Annotated in this window: 10 protein-coding genes; 6 read left to right on the top strand and 4 right to left on the bottom strand. The window is 73.5% G+C overall.

Features of this window, described 5'->3' with window-relative positions; translation table 11 throughout:
* Positions 1-121 precede the first annotated feature (121 nt).
* The 4 genes from AC3ET4_RS17695 (at position 122) to AC3ET4_RS17710 (ending at position 7,551) form a co-directional block, all read left to right on the top strand.
* Entirely contained in the window at positions 122-2,017 is a 1,896-nt protein-coding gene (locus AC3ET4_RS17695) for a serine/threonine-protein kinase (protein WP_431950382.1), read from the top strand.
* A gap of 81 nt (positions 2,018-2,098) precedes the next feature.
* Positions 2,099-3,994 (top strand): serine/threonine-protein kinase, encoded by a 1,896-nt coding sequence (locus AC3ET4_RS17700; protein ID WP_431950384.1) that lies wholly within the window; start codon positions 2,099-2,101, stop codon positions 3,992-3,994.
* Positions 3,995-4,126: 132 nt separating this feature from the next.
* Entirely contained in the window at positions 4,127-5,728 is a 1,602-nt protein-coding gene (locus tag AC3ET4_RS17705; RefSeq protein ID WP_431950386.1) for a succinic semialdehyde dehydrogenase, read from the top strand.
* Complete coding sequence (locus AC3ET4_RS17710; protein WP_431950388.1) at positions 5,728-7,551, top strand: GMC family oxidoreductase N-terminal domain-containing protein; 1,824 nt, start codon at positions 5,728-5,730, stop codon at positions 7,549-7,551. Before AC3ET4_RS17705 ends, AC3ET4_RS17710 begins: the two co-directional genes overlap by 1 nt.
* A gap of 88 nt (positions 7,552-7,639) precedes the next feature.
* On the opposite strand, the gene AC3ET4_RS17715 is transcribed toward AC3ET4_RS17710, so the two are convergent.
* The gene (locus AC3ET4_RS17715; protein ID WP_431950390.1) at positions 7,640-8,686 is read right to left on the bottom strand and encodes an LAETG motif-containing sortase-dependent surface protein; all 1,047 of its coding nucleotides are present in this window, start codon (positions 8,684-8,686) and stop codon (positions 7,640-7,642) included.
* 505 nt (positions 8,687-9,191) lie between these two features.
* The gene (locus tag AC3ET4_RS17720) at positions 9,192-9,518 is read right to left on the bottom strand and encodes a chorismate mutase (protein WP_431950392.1); all 327 of its coding nucleotides are present in this window, start codon (positions 9,516-9,518) and stop codon (positions 9,192-9,194) included.
* Between the two features lie 276 nt (positions 9,519-9,794).
* Here AC3ET4_RS17720 and guaA point away from each other — a divergent pair, with 276 nt between their 5' ends.
* Both guaA and AC3ET4_RS17730 read left to right on the top strand, forming a co-directional pair.
* Positions 9,795-11,378, top strand: coding sequence for a glutamine-hydrolyzing GMP synthase (guaA, locus tag AC3ET4_RS17725; protein ID WP_431950394.1), 1,584 nt, complete (start codon positions 9,795-9,797; stop codon positions 11,376-11,378).
* Positions 11,379-11,710: 332 nt separating this feature from the next.
* Complete coding sequence (locus tag AC3ET4_RS17730; RefSeq protein ID WP_431950456.1) at positions 11,711-12,229, top strand: DoxX family protein; 519 nt, start codon at positions 11,711-11,713, stop codon at positions 12,227-12,229.
* On the opposite strand, the gene AC3ET4_RS17735 is transcribed toward AC3ET4_RS17730, so the two are convergent.
* Both AC3ET4_RS17735 and AC3ET4_RS17740 read right to left on the bottom strand, forming a co-directional pair.
* The gene (locus AC3ET4_RS17735) at positions 12,167-12,430 is read right to left on the bottom strand and encodes a hypothetical protein (protein ID WP_431950396.1); all 264 of its coding nucleotides are present in this window, start codon (positions 12,428-12,430) and stop codon (positions 12,167-12,169) included. The genes AC3ET4_RS17730 and AC3ET4_RS17735 overlap by 63 nt on opposite strands.
* The gene (locus AC3ET4_RS17740; protein WP_431950398.1) at positions 12,427-13,680 is read right to left on the bottom strand and encodes a PspC domain-containing protein; all 1,254 of its coding nucleotides are present in this window, start codon (positions 13,678-13,680) and stop codon (positions 12,427-12,429) included. Before AC3ET4_RS17740 ends, AC3ET4_RS17735 begins: the two co-directional genes overlap by 4 nt.
* Positions 13,681-13,748 lie beyond the last annotated feature (68 nt).

Below are 13,748 nucleotides of genomic sequence, written 5' to 3' on the forward strand. Positions count from 1 at the left end.
CACACGGCGGGGGCGGGGTGGGACCACGGTCCCGAGTCAGGGATGATGGAGTCCTCCATCCCGCGGTCGCCGCAAGCAGGCGATGAGGGAGCTTCATCTTCAGCGACTGCAGAGGGAATTCATGGGCCAAGCGCACGACACCGACCAGCGTCTGATCGCCGACCGGTACCGGCTCGGCGCCGTCCTCGGCAAGGGCGGCATGGGCACCGTCTGGCGGGCTGTCGACGAGACGCTCGGTCGCACGGTCGCGGTGAAGGAACTGCGCTTCCCGCACAACATCGACGAGGACGAGAAGCGCCGCCTGATCACCCGCACCCTGCGCGAGGCGAAGGCCACCGCCCGGATCCGCAACACCGGCGCGGTGACCGTCTTCGACGTGGTCGAGGAGGACGACCGGCCCTGGATCGTCATGGAGTTGGTCGAGGGCCGCTCGCTGTCGGACGCGATCCGGGAGGACGGGCCGCTGACGCCCAAGCGCGCCGCCGAAGTCGGTCTGACCGTGCTGGACGTGCTGCGGGCCGCCCACAAGGAGGGCATCCTCCACCGTGACGTGAAGCCGTCCAATGTGCTGATCGCCGACGACGGCAGGGTCGTGCTCAGCGACTTCGGCATCGCACAGATCGACGGCGACCCCTCCGTCACCTCCACCGGCATGCTGGTCGGCGCTCCCTCCTACATCTCCCCGGAGCGGGCGCGCGGCCAGAAGCCGGGCCCGCCGGCCGACCTGTGGTCGCTGGGCGCGCTGCTGTACGCCTCGGTCGAGGGGAGGCCCCCGTACGACAAGGGCTCGGCCATCGCCACGCTCACCGCGGTCATGACCGAGCCGCTGCGCACCCCGCGCAGCGCGGGCCCGCTGGCCGACGCGATTCAAGGGCTGCTCAACAAGGACCCGGAGCTGCGGCTCGACGACGAGGGCGTACGCCCGCTGCTCACCGCCGTCGCCCACGGGCCGGACGTCCCGGTCGCGGAGGCCACGCGCACCATGCCGCTGCCGCACTCGGACCCGCAGCCCACGCCCACCGACGCGCCGCCGTCCGCCCGGGCCGCCGCCGCCGACCAGGCGGCGCTGCGGGCCGCCAAGGCCAAGCCGGAAGCCGAGCCGGCGCAGGCGCAGGCGGCCGCACCGGCGACCGCGTCCGCGCCGGTCGCGCCGGCTCCGGCACCCGCCGCGGCCGCCGTCCCCCGGCTGCCGCGCCTCGCGGAGATGGACCCGCGCCACCGCCGCGGTCTGCTCCTCACCGCGATCGCGGTCGTCCTCGCGCTGCTCGGGACGGGCATCGGCCTGTGGGTCGGCCGCGGGGACGGCGACGCCACCGCGGGCCGGCCCGCAGCCCCGTCCTCCTCGGCCGGCCTCACCTCCGGTGACGGCAACGTCCACAACGGCGAGGGCGGCGACGGCGAGAGCGGAGACGGCAAGAGCGGCACGGGGAGCACGGGCGCCTCCGGCACGGGCGGCGGCCAGGACCAGGGGAAGGGCGACGACTCCGACAAGGATGCGGGTAGTTCTTCCTCCTCCGGGTCCGGCTCCGGCGACGGCTCCGGCAGCGGGGACAGCGGCTCCCCCGCCGTTCCGGCCGGCTGGACGACCTACACCGACTCCGAGGGCTTCTCGATAGCGCTGCCGGGCGGTTGGGCCGCCAACAAGGAGCGGGCCGGCAACGGCTGGATCTTCAACGCCCGCCGCAGCCCCCGGGTGCAGGTCGACTACACCCACTCCCCGGGCACGAGCGCGGCGGAGGCGTGGCGCCAGAACGAGTCCGCCACCGCGTCCCGGTTCCCCGGCTACCACAAGCTCTCCATAAAGGACGTGGACTACCGCGGCTACCGCACCGCCGCGGACTGGGAGTTCACCTACACCTCCGGCGGGACGAAGATGCGCGCCGTCAACCGGGGCTTCGTGGTCGACGACGGCCACGGCTACGCCATCCTCTTCTTCGCGCCGGACGCCGAATGGGACAGCAAGAAGATCACGGATATGCGCGAGGCGCTCTTCAGCACCTTCAAACCGGCCAAGTGACGGCGGTCGAGCACGTATTGTGAGTCACTGCGGACTGTCCGCATCCAGAACGGATCGGATCTGACGCTTTGGGGAGGCGTCGTGGACGACTACGCGGGACGCGTACTGGCCGACCGCTACCGCCTGCCGCGGCCGCCCGCCGACGAGTTCGAACTGGTGGAGACCCGGGCCTGGGACACCTTCAGCAACCAGGAGGTGCTGATACGCCAGGTCCTGCTGCCCGAGGTCGTCAGCGCCGAACCCGGGCCGCACCACGGGGACAGCGGGGACACCGCCCAGCGGGTCCTGGAGGCGGCGCGCGCCGCGGCCGCCATACCCGACCACCCCCGGCTGGTGCAGGTCTTCGACATCTTCGCCGAGGACGGCAGCGTCTGGATAGTGAGCGAGCTCGTCGCCGGCCGCCCGCTGGCCGCCGTCCTCGCCGACAAGCGGCTGAGCCCCTACCGCGCCGCCGAGGTGGCCTCCGACGTGCTGACCGCGCTGCGCGTGCTGCACGCGCACGGCTGGGTCCACCGCAATGTCACCGGCCGCACCGTGCTCGTCTGCGACGACGGCCGGGCCATGCTTTCGGGCCTGGCTGTCGGCGCCGCACAGGAGGCGCTGTGCGGGTACAACCCGGTGCCGGTGCCCGCCCTGGCCGGGGGCGGGGACGGGCCCGGCGGCGGCTGGGACGGCCCGCACTCCGCGCTGGAGCTGGAGCGGGCCCGGCAGGCCCGGCTCACCGTCGTCGGCCCCGTCACCGAGCGATGGGCCCCGGAGCAGGCCACCGAGGTCCACGGGAACTGGCGGCTGGCCCCGCCCGTCGGCCCGGCCGCCGACCTGTGGGCGCTGGGCTCGCTGCTCTTCCGCAGCGTCCAGGGCCATCCGCCGTTCCCGGAGGAGAGCACCGCGGAGCTCGTCCAGCTGGTCGTCGCCGAGCCGCCCGCCTACGCCGAGGAGTGCGGCCCGCTGCGGCCCGTCGTGGAGTCCCTGCTCCGCCAGGACCCGCAGGAGCGGCCCGACGCGGAGGAACTGCGCGGCTGGCTGCGTTCGCTCGTCCGGTCCGCGCCGGAGCCGGACCTGGGGCTGAGCACGGTGCCCGTGCCCGCCGACGACGCGCACCGGCTGCCCGTCGTACGGCGCCGGGGCGAGCTGGTCCGCCGCCGCAGGGCTGCCGCCGAATCCGTGCCCGCCCATCCCGGGCACGGACGCCACAAGCGCGCCAAGGGACGGCCGGAGCGGCAGGGTCGGGGGCCGCGCAGCCTCGGCGTCCCCCTGGTCGGGCTGGTGCTGCTGCTGATGGCCGCCGCCGTGCTGTACGCCGTGCTCTTCATGCCGCGCGGCGGGACCGCGGGCGACGAGGGCGCGGCGGGCGCCGCGCACACCCTGCCCGCGCGGATGCCCGGCGGCGAGGAGCATCCGCGAACGGCCGAGTCGCGGACGACCGGGCCGGCGCCCACCAAGGCGCCGAGCGGCCCGCCGCCCACCCGGTCGGCCCCCGCGGACGACGCCGGGGACGACGCCGGGGGCGAGGACGCCACCACCGGCCTCGGCGGCGAGTTCCGGCTGCGCACCGACCCGGAGGGCTTCCGCCTCGCCGTCCCGGGCGGGTGGCAGCGCACGGGCCGGAACACCGACGGGCAGGTCCGCTACACCGGAGGCGACTACCAGCTGCTCGTCGTGCCCGGCCGCGACACCGTCGCCGACAAGGGCAGCGACCCGATCGCCTACCAGAACGACGAGCCCGAGCTGGCGGGTTTCCGCGCCTCCGGCTGGTCGTCGGCCTCCGGGCTGCGCCGCCTGGACATGGGCGGGATCGCGGCCGCGGAGGGCGAGTTCGCGTGGAGCGACGCCGCCGGGCGGCAGCTCTTCGCGCGCAACCTGGTGATGATCCGCGACGGCCGGTACCACGTCGTCCTGGTCGTCGGGCCGGACAGCCGGCGCGCCGACGTCAAGCGGTACTTCGAGAAGGCCGCGGAGACCTACCGCACCACCTGAACGCGTCCGGGGCGGCACGGCCTCCGACGAACCGCGGTCCGGGCCGAGGTGTCGTGAAGGCCCCGCGGAGGCATCGCGAAAACCGGCTACTGGCGGGTATGCAGGCACAGTCGGCCGTCGTACGATCCCGACATGACGGACTCTCCCGCCGCCGGTAACGGCAATCCGGTCGCCTCCTCCGGCACCAGGACCGCCGCGGACGTGGTGACCCCGGACCTCGTGGCGCGACTGACGCGGGGTGTCGGCGGCAGCGGCCGCACCGTGAACCACACGCCGCTGACCGGCGAGAAGCTGGCGGAGCTCCCCGAGGCGACGCCGCAGGAGGTGGCGGCGGCGTACGCCAGGGCGCGGGAGGCGCAACGGGCGTGGGCGGCGACACCGGTGCGCCGCCGCGCCGCGGTACTGCTCCGCTTCCACGATCTCGTGCTGGCCCGGCAGCCCGAGGTGCTGGACCTGATCCAGCTGGAGACCGGCAAGGCGCGGCTGCACGCGCACGAGGAGGTGCTGGCGGTGGCCGTCGCCGCCCGCCACTACGGCCTGAAGGCCCCCGCCTACCTGAGGCCCAAGCGGCACACCGGCGCCGTCCCGGCCCTCACCAAGGTGCGGGAGCTGCGGCACCCGCGCGGTGTCGTCGGCCAGATCGCGCCGTGGAACTACCCGCTCGAACTCTCCGTCGGCGACGCGCTGCCCGCCTTCGCCGCCGGCAACGCCGTCGTGATGAAGCCGGACACCGAGACCGCGCTGACCGCGCTGTGGGCCCGGGAGCAACTGATCGAGGCCGGGCTGCCCGCCGACGTCTGGCAGGTCGTCATCGGCGAGGGCCCGGTCGTGGGCCCCGCGGTCGTCGAGCACGCCGACTACGTGTCCTTCACCGGTTCCACCCGTACCGGCCGGGACGTGGCGACGCGCGCCGCGGCCCGACTGATCGGCGCCTCCCTCGAACTCGGCGGCAAGAACGCCCTGCTGGTGCTCGAGGACGCGGATCTCGAGCGGGCCGCCGAGGGCGCGGTCCGCGCCTGCTTCTCCTCGGCGGGCCAGCTGTGCATCTCCATCGAGCGGCTCTTCGTCCACGCATCGGTGGCCGACGCCTTCCTGGAGCGCTTCACCGCACGCACCCGGGCCCTCAGACTCGGCACCGCCCTCGCCTACGGCGCCGGGATGGGGTCGCTGGCCGGCGAGCGCCAGCTGGAGACCGTCACCCGGCATGTGGCGGACGCCGTCGCCAAGGGCGCCACCGTCCTGACCGGCGGCAAGGCCCGCCCCGACGTCGGCCCGTTCTTCTTCGAGCCGACGGTCCTGGACGGCGTCGAGCCGCCGATGGCCGTGTGCGACGAGGAGACCTTCGGGCCGGTGGTGTCCGTCTACCGCTTCACCGACGAGGACGAGGCGGTCGAGCGCGCCAACGCGACGCCGTACGGCCTCAATTCCAGCGTCTGGACCAGGGACACCCGCCGTGGCGCCCGCATCGCCGCCCGGCTGCACAGCGGCACCGTCAACGTCAACGAGGGCTATGCGCCGGCGTACGGCAGCGTGCGCTCCCCGATGGGCGGCATGAAGGACTCCGGGCTCGGCCGCCGACACGGCTCCGAGGGCATCCTCAAGTACACCGAGGCGCAGACCGTGGCGACGCAGCGGCTGCTGCCGATGGCCCCGTCGCTGGGCATGGACGACGCGGCCTACGCGGCCCTCATGAGCCGCGGTCTGCGCGTGATGAAGACGCTGAGGCTGCGCTGATGGCGGGGGAGCGGACGTCCTCGGGCAACCCCCACCCCGTTCGCGCACAGGACTACGACGTGATCGTGATCGGTTCCGGCTTCGGGGGCGCGGTCGCGGCGCTGCGCCTGGCCGAGAAGGGCTACACGGTCGGCGTCCTGGAGGCGGGCCGCCGCTGGACCCGGGAGTCGCTGCCGAAGAACTCCTGGCACCTGCGGGACTACCTGTGGGTTCCGGCGCTGGGCCTGTACGGGATCCAGCGCATCCACCTGCTCGGGAAGGTGATGGTGCTGGCCGGCGCGGGAGTCGGCGGCGGTTCGCTGAACTACGCCAACACCCTCTACGTCCCGCCGAAGGTCTTCTTCGAGGACCGCCAGTGGGGCCGCATCACCGACTGGCAGGAGGAACTGGCCCCCTACTACGACCAGGCCGAGCGCATGCTCGGCGTGCGGCTCAACCCGACGACGACCCCCGTGGACGTCCACCTCAGGGCGACCGCCGAGCGCATGGGCGTCGGCGACTCCTTCCGCATGGCCCCCGTCGGCGTGTTCTTCGGGGACGGCCGGGACGCCGGCGGGCAGGGGCCGGGCGGCGCCGGGGCCGCGCCCGGCGAGGAGGTCCCCGACCCGTACTTCGGCGGCGCGGGCCCGTCCCGGCGGGCCTGCACGGAGTGCGGGGAGTGCATGACCGGCTGCCGCCACGGCGCCAAGAACACCCTGAACGAGAACTACCTCCACCTCGCCGAGCAGGCGGGCGCCGAGATCCACGCGATGAGCACCGTCACCGCCCTGGCGCCCGGTCCCGGGGGCGGCTACGAGGTCACCGTCGTCCCCACCGACCGCCGCCGCAGGGGCAGGCCGCGCGTACTGCGCGCCGGGCAGGTCGTCGTCGCCGCCGGAACCTACGGCACCCAGACGCTGCTGCACCGCATGCGCGACGAGGGCCGACTGCCGGGCCTGTCCGCCCGGCTCGGCGAGCTGACCCGCACCAACTCCGAGGCGCTGGTGGGCGCGCAGACCGACAGCCGCCGCTACCGCGAGCGCACGGGCGAGCAGCGGGTGGACTTCACGCGCGGTGTGGCGATCACGTCCTCGATCCACCCCGACGAGAACACCCACATGGAGCCGGTGCGCTACGGCAAGGGCTCGAACGCGATGGGCGCCCTGTCGATCCTCCAGGTCCCGCACGGCGGCCGACTGCCGCGCGCACTCGCCTACCTGGCGCACTGCGCGCGCCAACCCGTGCTGCTGCTGCGGTCGCTGTCCAACCGCCGCTGGTCCGAGCGCACCATCATCGGCCTGGTCATGCAGTCCCTGGACAACTCGCTGACCACCTACCGCAGACCCTCGGGCCCGGGGAAGGGCCTGCTCACCGCCCGGCAGGGGCACGGAGCGCCGAACCCCTCCTTCATCCCGCAGGCCGCCGAGGCGGCGCGCCTGCTGGCCGAGGAGATCAACGGCTTCGCGGGCGGCACCGTCGGCGACCTGACGGGCACCCCGCTCACCGCCCACTTCCTGGGCGGGTGTGTGATCGGGGAGGACGCCGGGCACGGCGTGATCGACCCGTACCACCGGCTGTTCGGCCACCCGGGCATCCATGTGGTGGACGGCTCCGCGGTATCCGCCAACCTCGGGGTCAATCCCGCGCTCACCATCACCGCACAGGCCGAGCGCGCCATGTCCCTGTGGCCCAACAAGGGCGACGCCGACCCGCGTCCGCCCCAGGGCGCGCCCTACCGGCGGGTCGCCGCCGTCGAGCCCAGGCACCCGGTCGTCCCCGCGGACGCCTTCGGGGCGCTGCGGCTCCCGGTGCTTCCGGTGCCGCCGGTCCCCCCGAAGGACTGAGTACGGCACGGGCCGCCCCGCCGGGTGCGGCGAGGGGGCCGCACCCCTACGGGATGCGGCCCCCTGGCGGTGCCGGGCGCCGGTCGGCTCAGGCGGCGACGCCGCTCTTGCGACGGCGGACGGTGAAGATCGCGCCCGCGCCGACGACCATGGCGACGCCGCCGACGGTCGCGATGAGCGGCAGCGAGGAGGACGCGCCGGTCTCAGCCAGCGAGCCGATCGGCGTGTCGCCCGAGGGCCTGGTCACCGGGGTCGTGCCGCCGGTCTGCGGCTTGGAGTCGTCCACGTCGCCCGCGTCCGTGCCGGCGGCGAGGATGTCGAACTGGTAGAAGGAGTCGCCGTTGCCGGAGACGACGCAGTCGCCCTCGTCGTTGGCGTACATGCCGATGCTGATGGCGATGCCGAGGCCGGCCGGGGCGGACTTGTCCACCGACAGGCGCAGGTCGAGGGAGAAGGACTCCTTCGGGTCGACGTTGGTCCAGCCGACGTAGCCGGCGCCCTCGTCGGTGTCGTCGAGCGAGATGTCGATCCACTCGCCGCTGTCCGGGTCCTGCCACTGCAGGGTGAGGTGGCCCCCGGAGTGCTCGAAAGTCGCCTTGCTGATCGCGGAGGCGAAGACCCCGAGGTCCACGCGCTTGTAGGACGCGTCGCCCTTGGTGGCGACGTTCAGCTTGAAGCCGTGCCAGCCGCTGCCCGCGACGACCTTCGAGGGCAGCCCGCTGAGGGTGGTCGAGAGGTTCTCGTCGGAGGCCGGCTCGTCCTGGTCGTTGCAGGTGATCGGGCCGTCGCCGGGCTTGGTGCTCATGGAGGGTGAGGGCGGGGAGGAGACGGTGGCCGAGGGTGAGGGCGAGCCCGTGTCCGTGGGCGTGGCCGTGACCGAGGGCGATGCGCTGCTTGTCGCCGTCGTGTCGTCCGAGGGGGTGCCGCTCGGCGTGGAGGTGACGTCGGACGCCGGGTCCGTGCCGGTGGGGGAGCCGGTGCTGTCGCCGGGGGTCCGCTCAGGGGTGGGGGACGTGGTCGAGGACTCCGACGCCGTGGGGGACGCGTCGGCGTGGGCGATGCCGGCACCGAGCAGGGTGGCGGGAACGAGGGCTGCGGAGGCCGCAGCGGCCGCGAGAGTACGGCGGAGCTTCATATGGGGTCCTAGAAACCGGTTGATGGTGACGTACCGGTCAGACCCGTGTGAAGGCCCTGGGGTTGTACGCGTTACCGAGATCGCGGTGTGTGATCCGGCTCACTCGATCGAGGGTCGGAAACCTGCCCACGTGCCGCGAAATGAGTAGTGTGTTCCTCGCAGAGCGGCCGGTCCCGGGCGTCCCCGGAACCGACCGCCACTTTGAGTCGCGACCGGGCTGCTGTCCCCTGCCGTCCGGTCACTGAGCACCGGAGCGAGGTCCCACGGCGCGGCCGCATTGCTTCCACTCGCGCGGGCGCGCCTCATCGCTCCGGTGATACCCCGCCCAGCTGCGTCTGAGCGGTGTCCACGCGTGGTGTTCGACGTCCTTGCTTGCTTCCCTGGCCCGGGGTGGCCGCACCTGGCTGGCACGGACACCGGATTCAACGAAGGCATTCGTGGGCGGTCACGTGCCGTACGGGTGATGCCCCCCGAACGGGTCACGGGCCCGGTGTCCGCGAACGGGTCAGGACCGGCCGCGGCACAGCTCCAGCAGGGTCATGGCGAGTGCGGTGCCGGGCCTCCCCAGCGGATCGCCGTAGCGGCGCAGCACCTCCATCTCGCGGGAGAGGTGCACGCGGCGGCCGCCGGACTCGATGCGGGTGCGCTGGATGCCGGCCGAGACCGTCATCCGCTCCTGCACCAGCGCGATGATCCGCGCGTCGAGGTCGTCGATCCGTTCGCGGGCCTGCGCGATGACGGCGCCGGGGTCGGCGCCCGGGCCGCCGGCGCGGTCGGTGGCGGTGTCACCCGCGTGGTCGGCGGACCGCGGTGCCGCGGGGGTGCTGGTCATGGGGTTCCTCCTCGGGGAACGGGCCCCCGGGCCGCCGGGACGGGAAACGCGAGGCGCCCCGGGCCGTGTGGCCCGGGGCGCCTGGTGACGTCGTGTGCGTTTCCTCGCTCAGACAGCACGACCTCGGCAGCCGGACCAGCCGGTGCCATAGGTAAACGCGAAGCGCGTGCCGTGCAGCATGCCGCACAGTGTGCGCCCTCGGGCCGGGCAAGTAAAGCCGTGAGCGCCGGTAGAATCGGTGGGGACCTCACGTTCGACACCGCCGGAAGGCCCACCGTGGCATCAGCGACCCCAGCCGCCCCCGACACCGTCCTCGTCGTCGACTTCGGGGCGCAGTACGCCCAGCTCATCGCCCGCCGCGTCCGCGAGGCCCGGGTCTACAGCGAGATCGTGCCGAGCACCATGCCGGTCGAGGAGATGCTGGACAAGCGTCCCGCGGCGATCATCCTGTCGGGCGGCCCCTCGTCCGTGTACGCCGAGGGCGCCCCGCGGCTGGACCGCGCGATCTTCGAGGCGGGCATCCCCGTCTTCGGCATGTGCTACGGCTTCCAGTTGATGGCCATCACCCTCGGCGGCACCGTCGACAACACCGGCGCCCGCGAGTACGGCCGTACCCCCCTGCACGTGGGCAAGGCCGGCTCGACGCTCTTCGAGGGCACCCCCGCCGAGCAGTCGGTGTGGATGTCGCACGGCGACACCTGCACCGCCGCCCCGGAGGGTTTCGCCGTCTCGGCCTCCACCGACCTGGTGCCGGTGGCCGCGTTCGAGAACGACGAGAAGAAGCTCTACGGCGTCCAGTACCACCCCGAGGTCCTGCACTCCGACCACGGGCAGCAGGTGCTCGAGCACTTCCTCTACCGCGGCGCGGGCATCGCTCCGAACTGGACCACGCACAACGTGGTCGAGGAGCAGATCGCCGCGATCCGCGCCCAGGTCGGCGACAAGCGCGCCATCTGCGGCCTGTCCGGCGGCGTGGACTCCGCGGTCGCCGCGGCCCTGGTCAACAAGGCCATCGGGGACCGGCTCACCTGCGTGTACGTCGACCACGGCCTGATGCGCAAGGGCGAGTCCGAGCAGGTCGAGAAGGACTTCGTGGCCGCCACCGGCGTCCAGTTGAAGGTCGTCGACGCGCAGGAGCGCTTCCTGACCGCGCTCGCCGGGGTGTCCGACCCGGAGCAGAAGCGCAAGATCATCGGCCGGGAGTTCATCCGGGTCTTCGAGCAGGCCGCGAGCGAGATCGTCGCCGAGGCCGGCGCCCACGGCGAGTCGGTGGAGTTCCTGGTGCAGGGCACCCTCTACCCCGACGTCGTGGAGTCCGGGGGCGGCACCGGCACCGCCAACATCAAGTCCCACCACAACGTGGGCGGCCTCCCCGAGGACCTGCAGTTCCAGCTCGTCGAGCCGCTGCGCAAGCTGTTCAAGGACGAGGTCCGCATGGTCGGACAGGAGCTCGGCCTGCCCGAGGAGATCGTTCAGCGCCAGCCCTTCCCGGGCCCGGGGCTGGGCATCCGCATCGTCGGCGAGGTCACCAAGGAGCGCCTGGACCTGCTCCGTGAGGCCGACGCCATCGCCCGCGAGGAGCTGACCGCCGCCGGTCTCGACCGCGACATCTGGCAGTGCCCTGTGGTGCTGCTCGCGGACGTCCGCTCGGTCGGCGTGCAGGGCGACGGCCGCACCTACGGTCACCCGATCGTGCTGCGCCCGGTCTCCAGCGAGGACGCCATGACCGCGGACTGGTCGCGGCTGCCGTACGAGGTGCTCGCCCGGATCTCCACCCGGATCACCAACGAGGTGGCCGACGTCAACCGCGTCGTGCTGGACGTCACCAGCAAGCCCCCGGGCACCATCGAGTGGGAGTAGCCCCCCGCGCGGGGCAGTAGGGGCGATACCGGGAAGAGCCGGTGTCGCCCCTGTCCGTATCCGGGCCCCGCGGAGCCCCGCGGTGCGGCCCGCGTCGACCGCGCGTGGGGGCGCACTCGCCGCATGTGAGTGATCGGGACGCGATCTGGTCGCCTGGATCAACTACCCGCCCGCTGACGAGCGAACGGCCCGCGAAAAGCAGAGCTTTTCGATTGAACAACGGCCGCTTCGCCTACGTATCCCCTAGGACGCTCCCGGACAATCGGTTCGAGACGTCGACGGCAGGTGCGGTGCGAGAGGCGGACGGCATGAGCGTGACGGGCATAAAGGGCATGAACGGACCGCGGGACCTGGAGCGGTACCCCAGTCAGGGACCGTGGCGGGACACGGCACGGCGCTATGCGCTGCTGCCGCTGCGCATCTTCCTCGGCGTGACCTTCGTCTACGCCGGCTTCGACAAGCTGCTGTCCGACACCTTCTTCAACGACAGCGCCCCCGGCTCCCTCCTGGGCACCCTCAACGCGGTGCGCGGCAGCGCCGCGATCCCGGCCATGGTCGACCTGGCGCTGAAGAACCCGCACGGCTTCGGCTACGCCATCGCCTTCGGCGAGATCGCCGTCGGCATCGGCACGCTGGTCGGCCTGCTCAGCCGGATCGCCGCCCTGGGCGGGGCGCTGATCTCGCTGAGCCTGTGGCTCACCGTCAGCTGGTCCACGCAGCCGTACTACTACGGCAACGACCTCGCCTACCTGATGGCCTGGCTGCCGCTGGTCCTGGCGGGTGCTCCGCTACTGTCCGTCGACGCGATGATCGCCGGACGGCGGGGTCGGGGGCGGCGCGGGCGGGCTTGAGCGCTTGGCGGCGCGCCCCCGCAGCGCCCATGAGGTGACCGAGCCGAGTGCCGCGAGGGTCAGACCCGCGCAGGTCAGGGGCACCGCGGCAGCTGGGGGCAGCGACAACTCCCCGGCGGCGTCGAGCAGGTACACCGCGGCCAGGCCCAGCAGGACCAGTCCGGTCAGCAGCGCCGAGGGCGCGAACGGATGCCGTCTCACGGGGACTGCACCACCTTCACCTGTCCGACGCCCACTTCCACGTCCAGCTCCAGCGTGCCGACGGGCTTTCGCCCGTCCACCGGGGCCAGGGCGACCTTACGGTCCAGCCCGGGCCGGACGTCGATGTCCTGGTCCTTGTCGCCCGGCAGCTTCAGGTCGCCCACCCCCACCTGGACGTGCATCCGCAGCGCGACGTCCTGCGGGATCCGGACCACCAGCTGCCCGGCGCCCACCTGGGCCCGCGTCGAGACGGTGCGTCCGCCCGGCTGGAGCCGCGACAGGTCCAGCGTCGCTCGGCCGGCGCCCAGCTCGTAGGAGTCCCGCACCGTCGCGAGCGTCGTCGGCGTCCAGGTGCGCTGCTGCCAGTCGGTGCCGACCGACGGCGGCAGCGTCGTGGAGCCCACCAGCAGCGCGGCCGTCAGCAGCACCATGACGACGGTGCCGCCGCCGAGCCGCCCCCACCAGGTGCTGACCACGAAGCCCAGGCCGAAGACGGCCAGCGCGGAACCCAGTGCGATCTGCACGCTGGTGGCCAGCGGCTGGGCCGACCAGGACGCGGCCAGGCCCCCCGCCGCCGCGGCCGCCGCCAGGCAGAACACCAGCCCGCCGAGCCAGGCGCCCTCGCGGCGTACCGCCCGGCGCCGCTCCCGCCACTCACGGCGGTCGCGCTCCTCGTCGGCGGGACCGTCGTCCGGTCCCCACAGGTAGCCGCCCGGCCCCGGCGCCGAAGGCGCGTCCTCGACCGCTGTCTCCTTCCACCACGCGGCCGCGGCGGGCTGTGGCGGCGGCTGGGTCGGCGGCGGCGCGACCGGCTGCGCGGGCGCCTCGGTCGCCTGCCGCCGGTGCACCGACCAGTACACGGCGCCGGCGAAGGCCGCCAGCAAGGCCAGTGAGAAGGTCAGGTTCCCGCCGCTGCCCAGCGTCGACAGGAACAGACCGCAGCCGACGAGTGCGACCAGCACCGCCGTCAGCGCCGTCCCCTCGACCCGCCCTGACAGCAGCCGGTGCGCCTCGCTCGCGCTCTCCCCCTCCAGCGGGACGAGCAGCCACGCCAGGCCGTAGGCCACCAGCCCGAGGCCGCCGGTGAGCGCCAGCACGCCGAGTACGATCCGGAAGACCACCGGGTCGATGCCGAAGTACCGTCCCGCGCCCTCGCAGACGCCCGCGATCACCTTCCGCTCGCGGTGGCGCGCCAGCCGCGGGCCCGGTGGCGCGGCGGCCGGCTCCGCCCGTGTGTCCTGCTCCGTCATGGCTCCATGGTGGCGGTCCGCGAGGTGTGCGGGTATCCGGAACGACCCTGACCCCGCATGGGGGCGAA

Source organism: Actinacidiphila sp. bgisy167, from assembly GCF_057707665.1.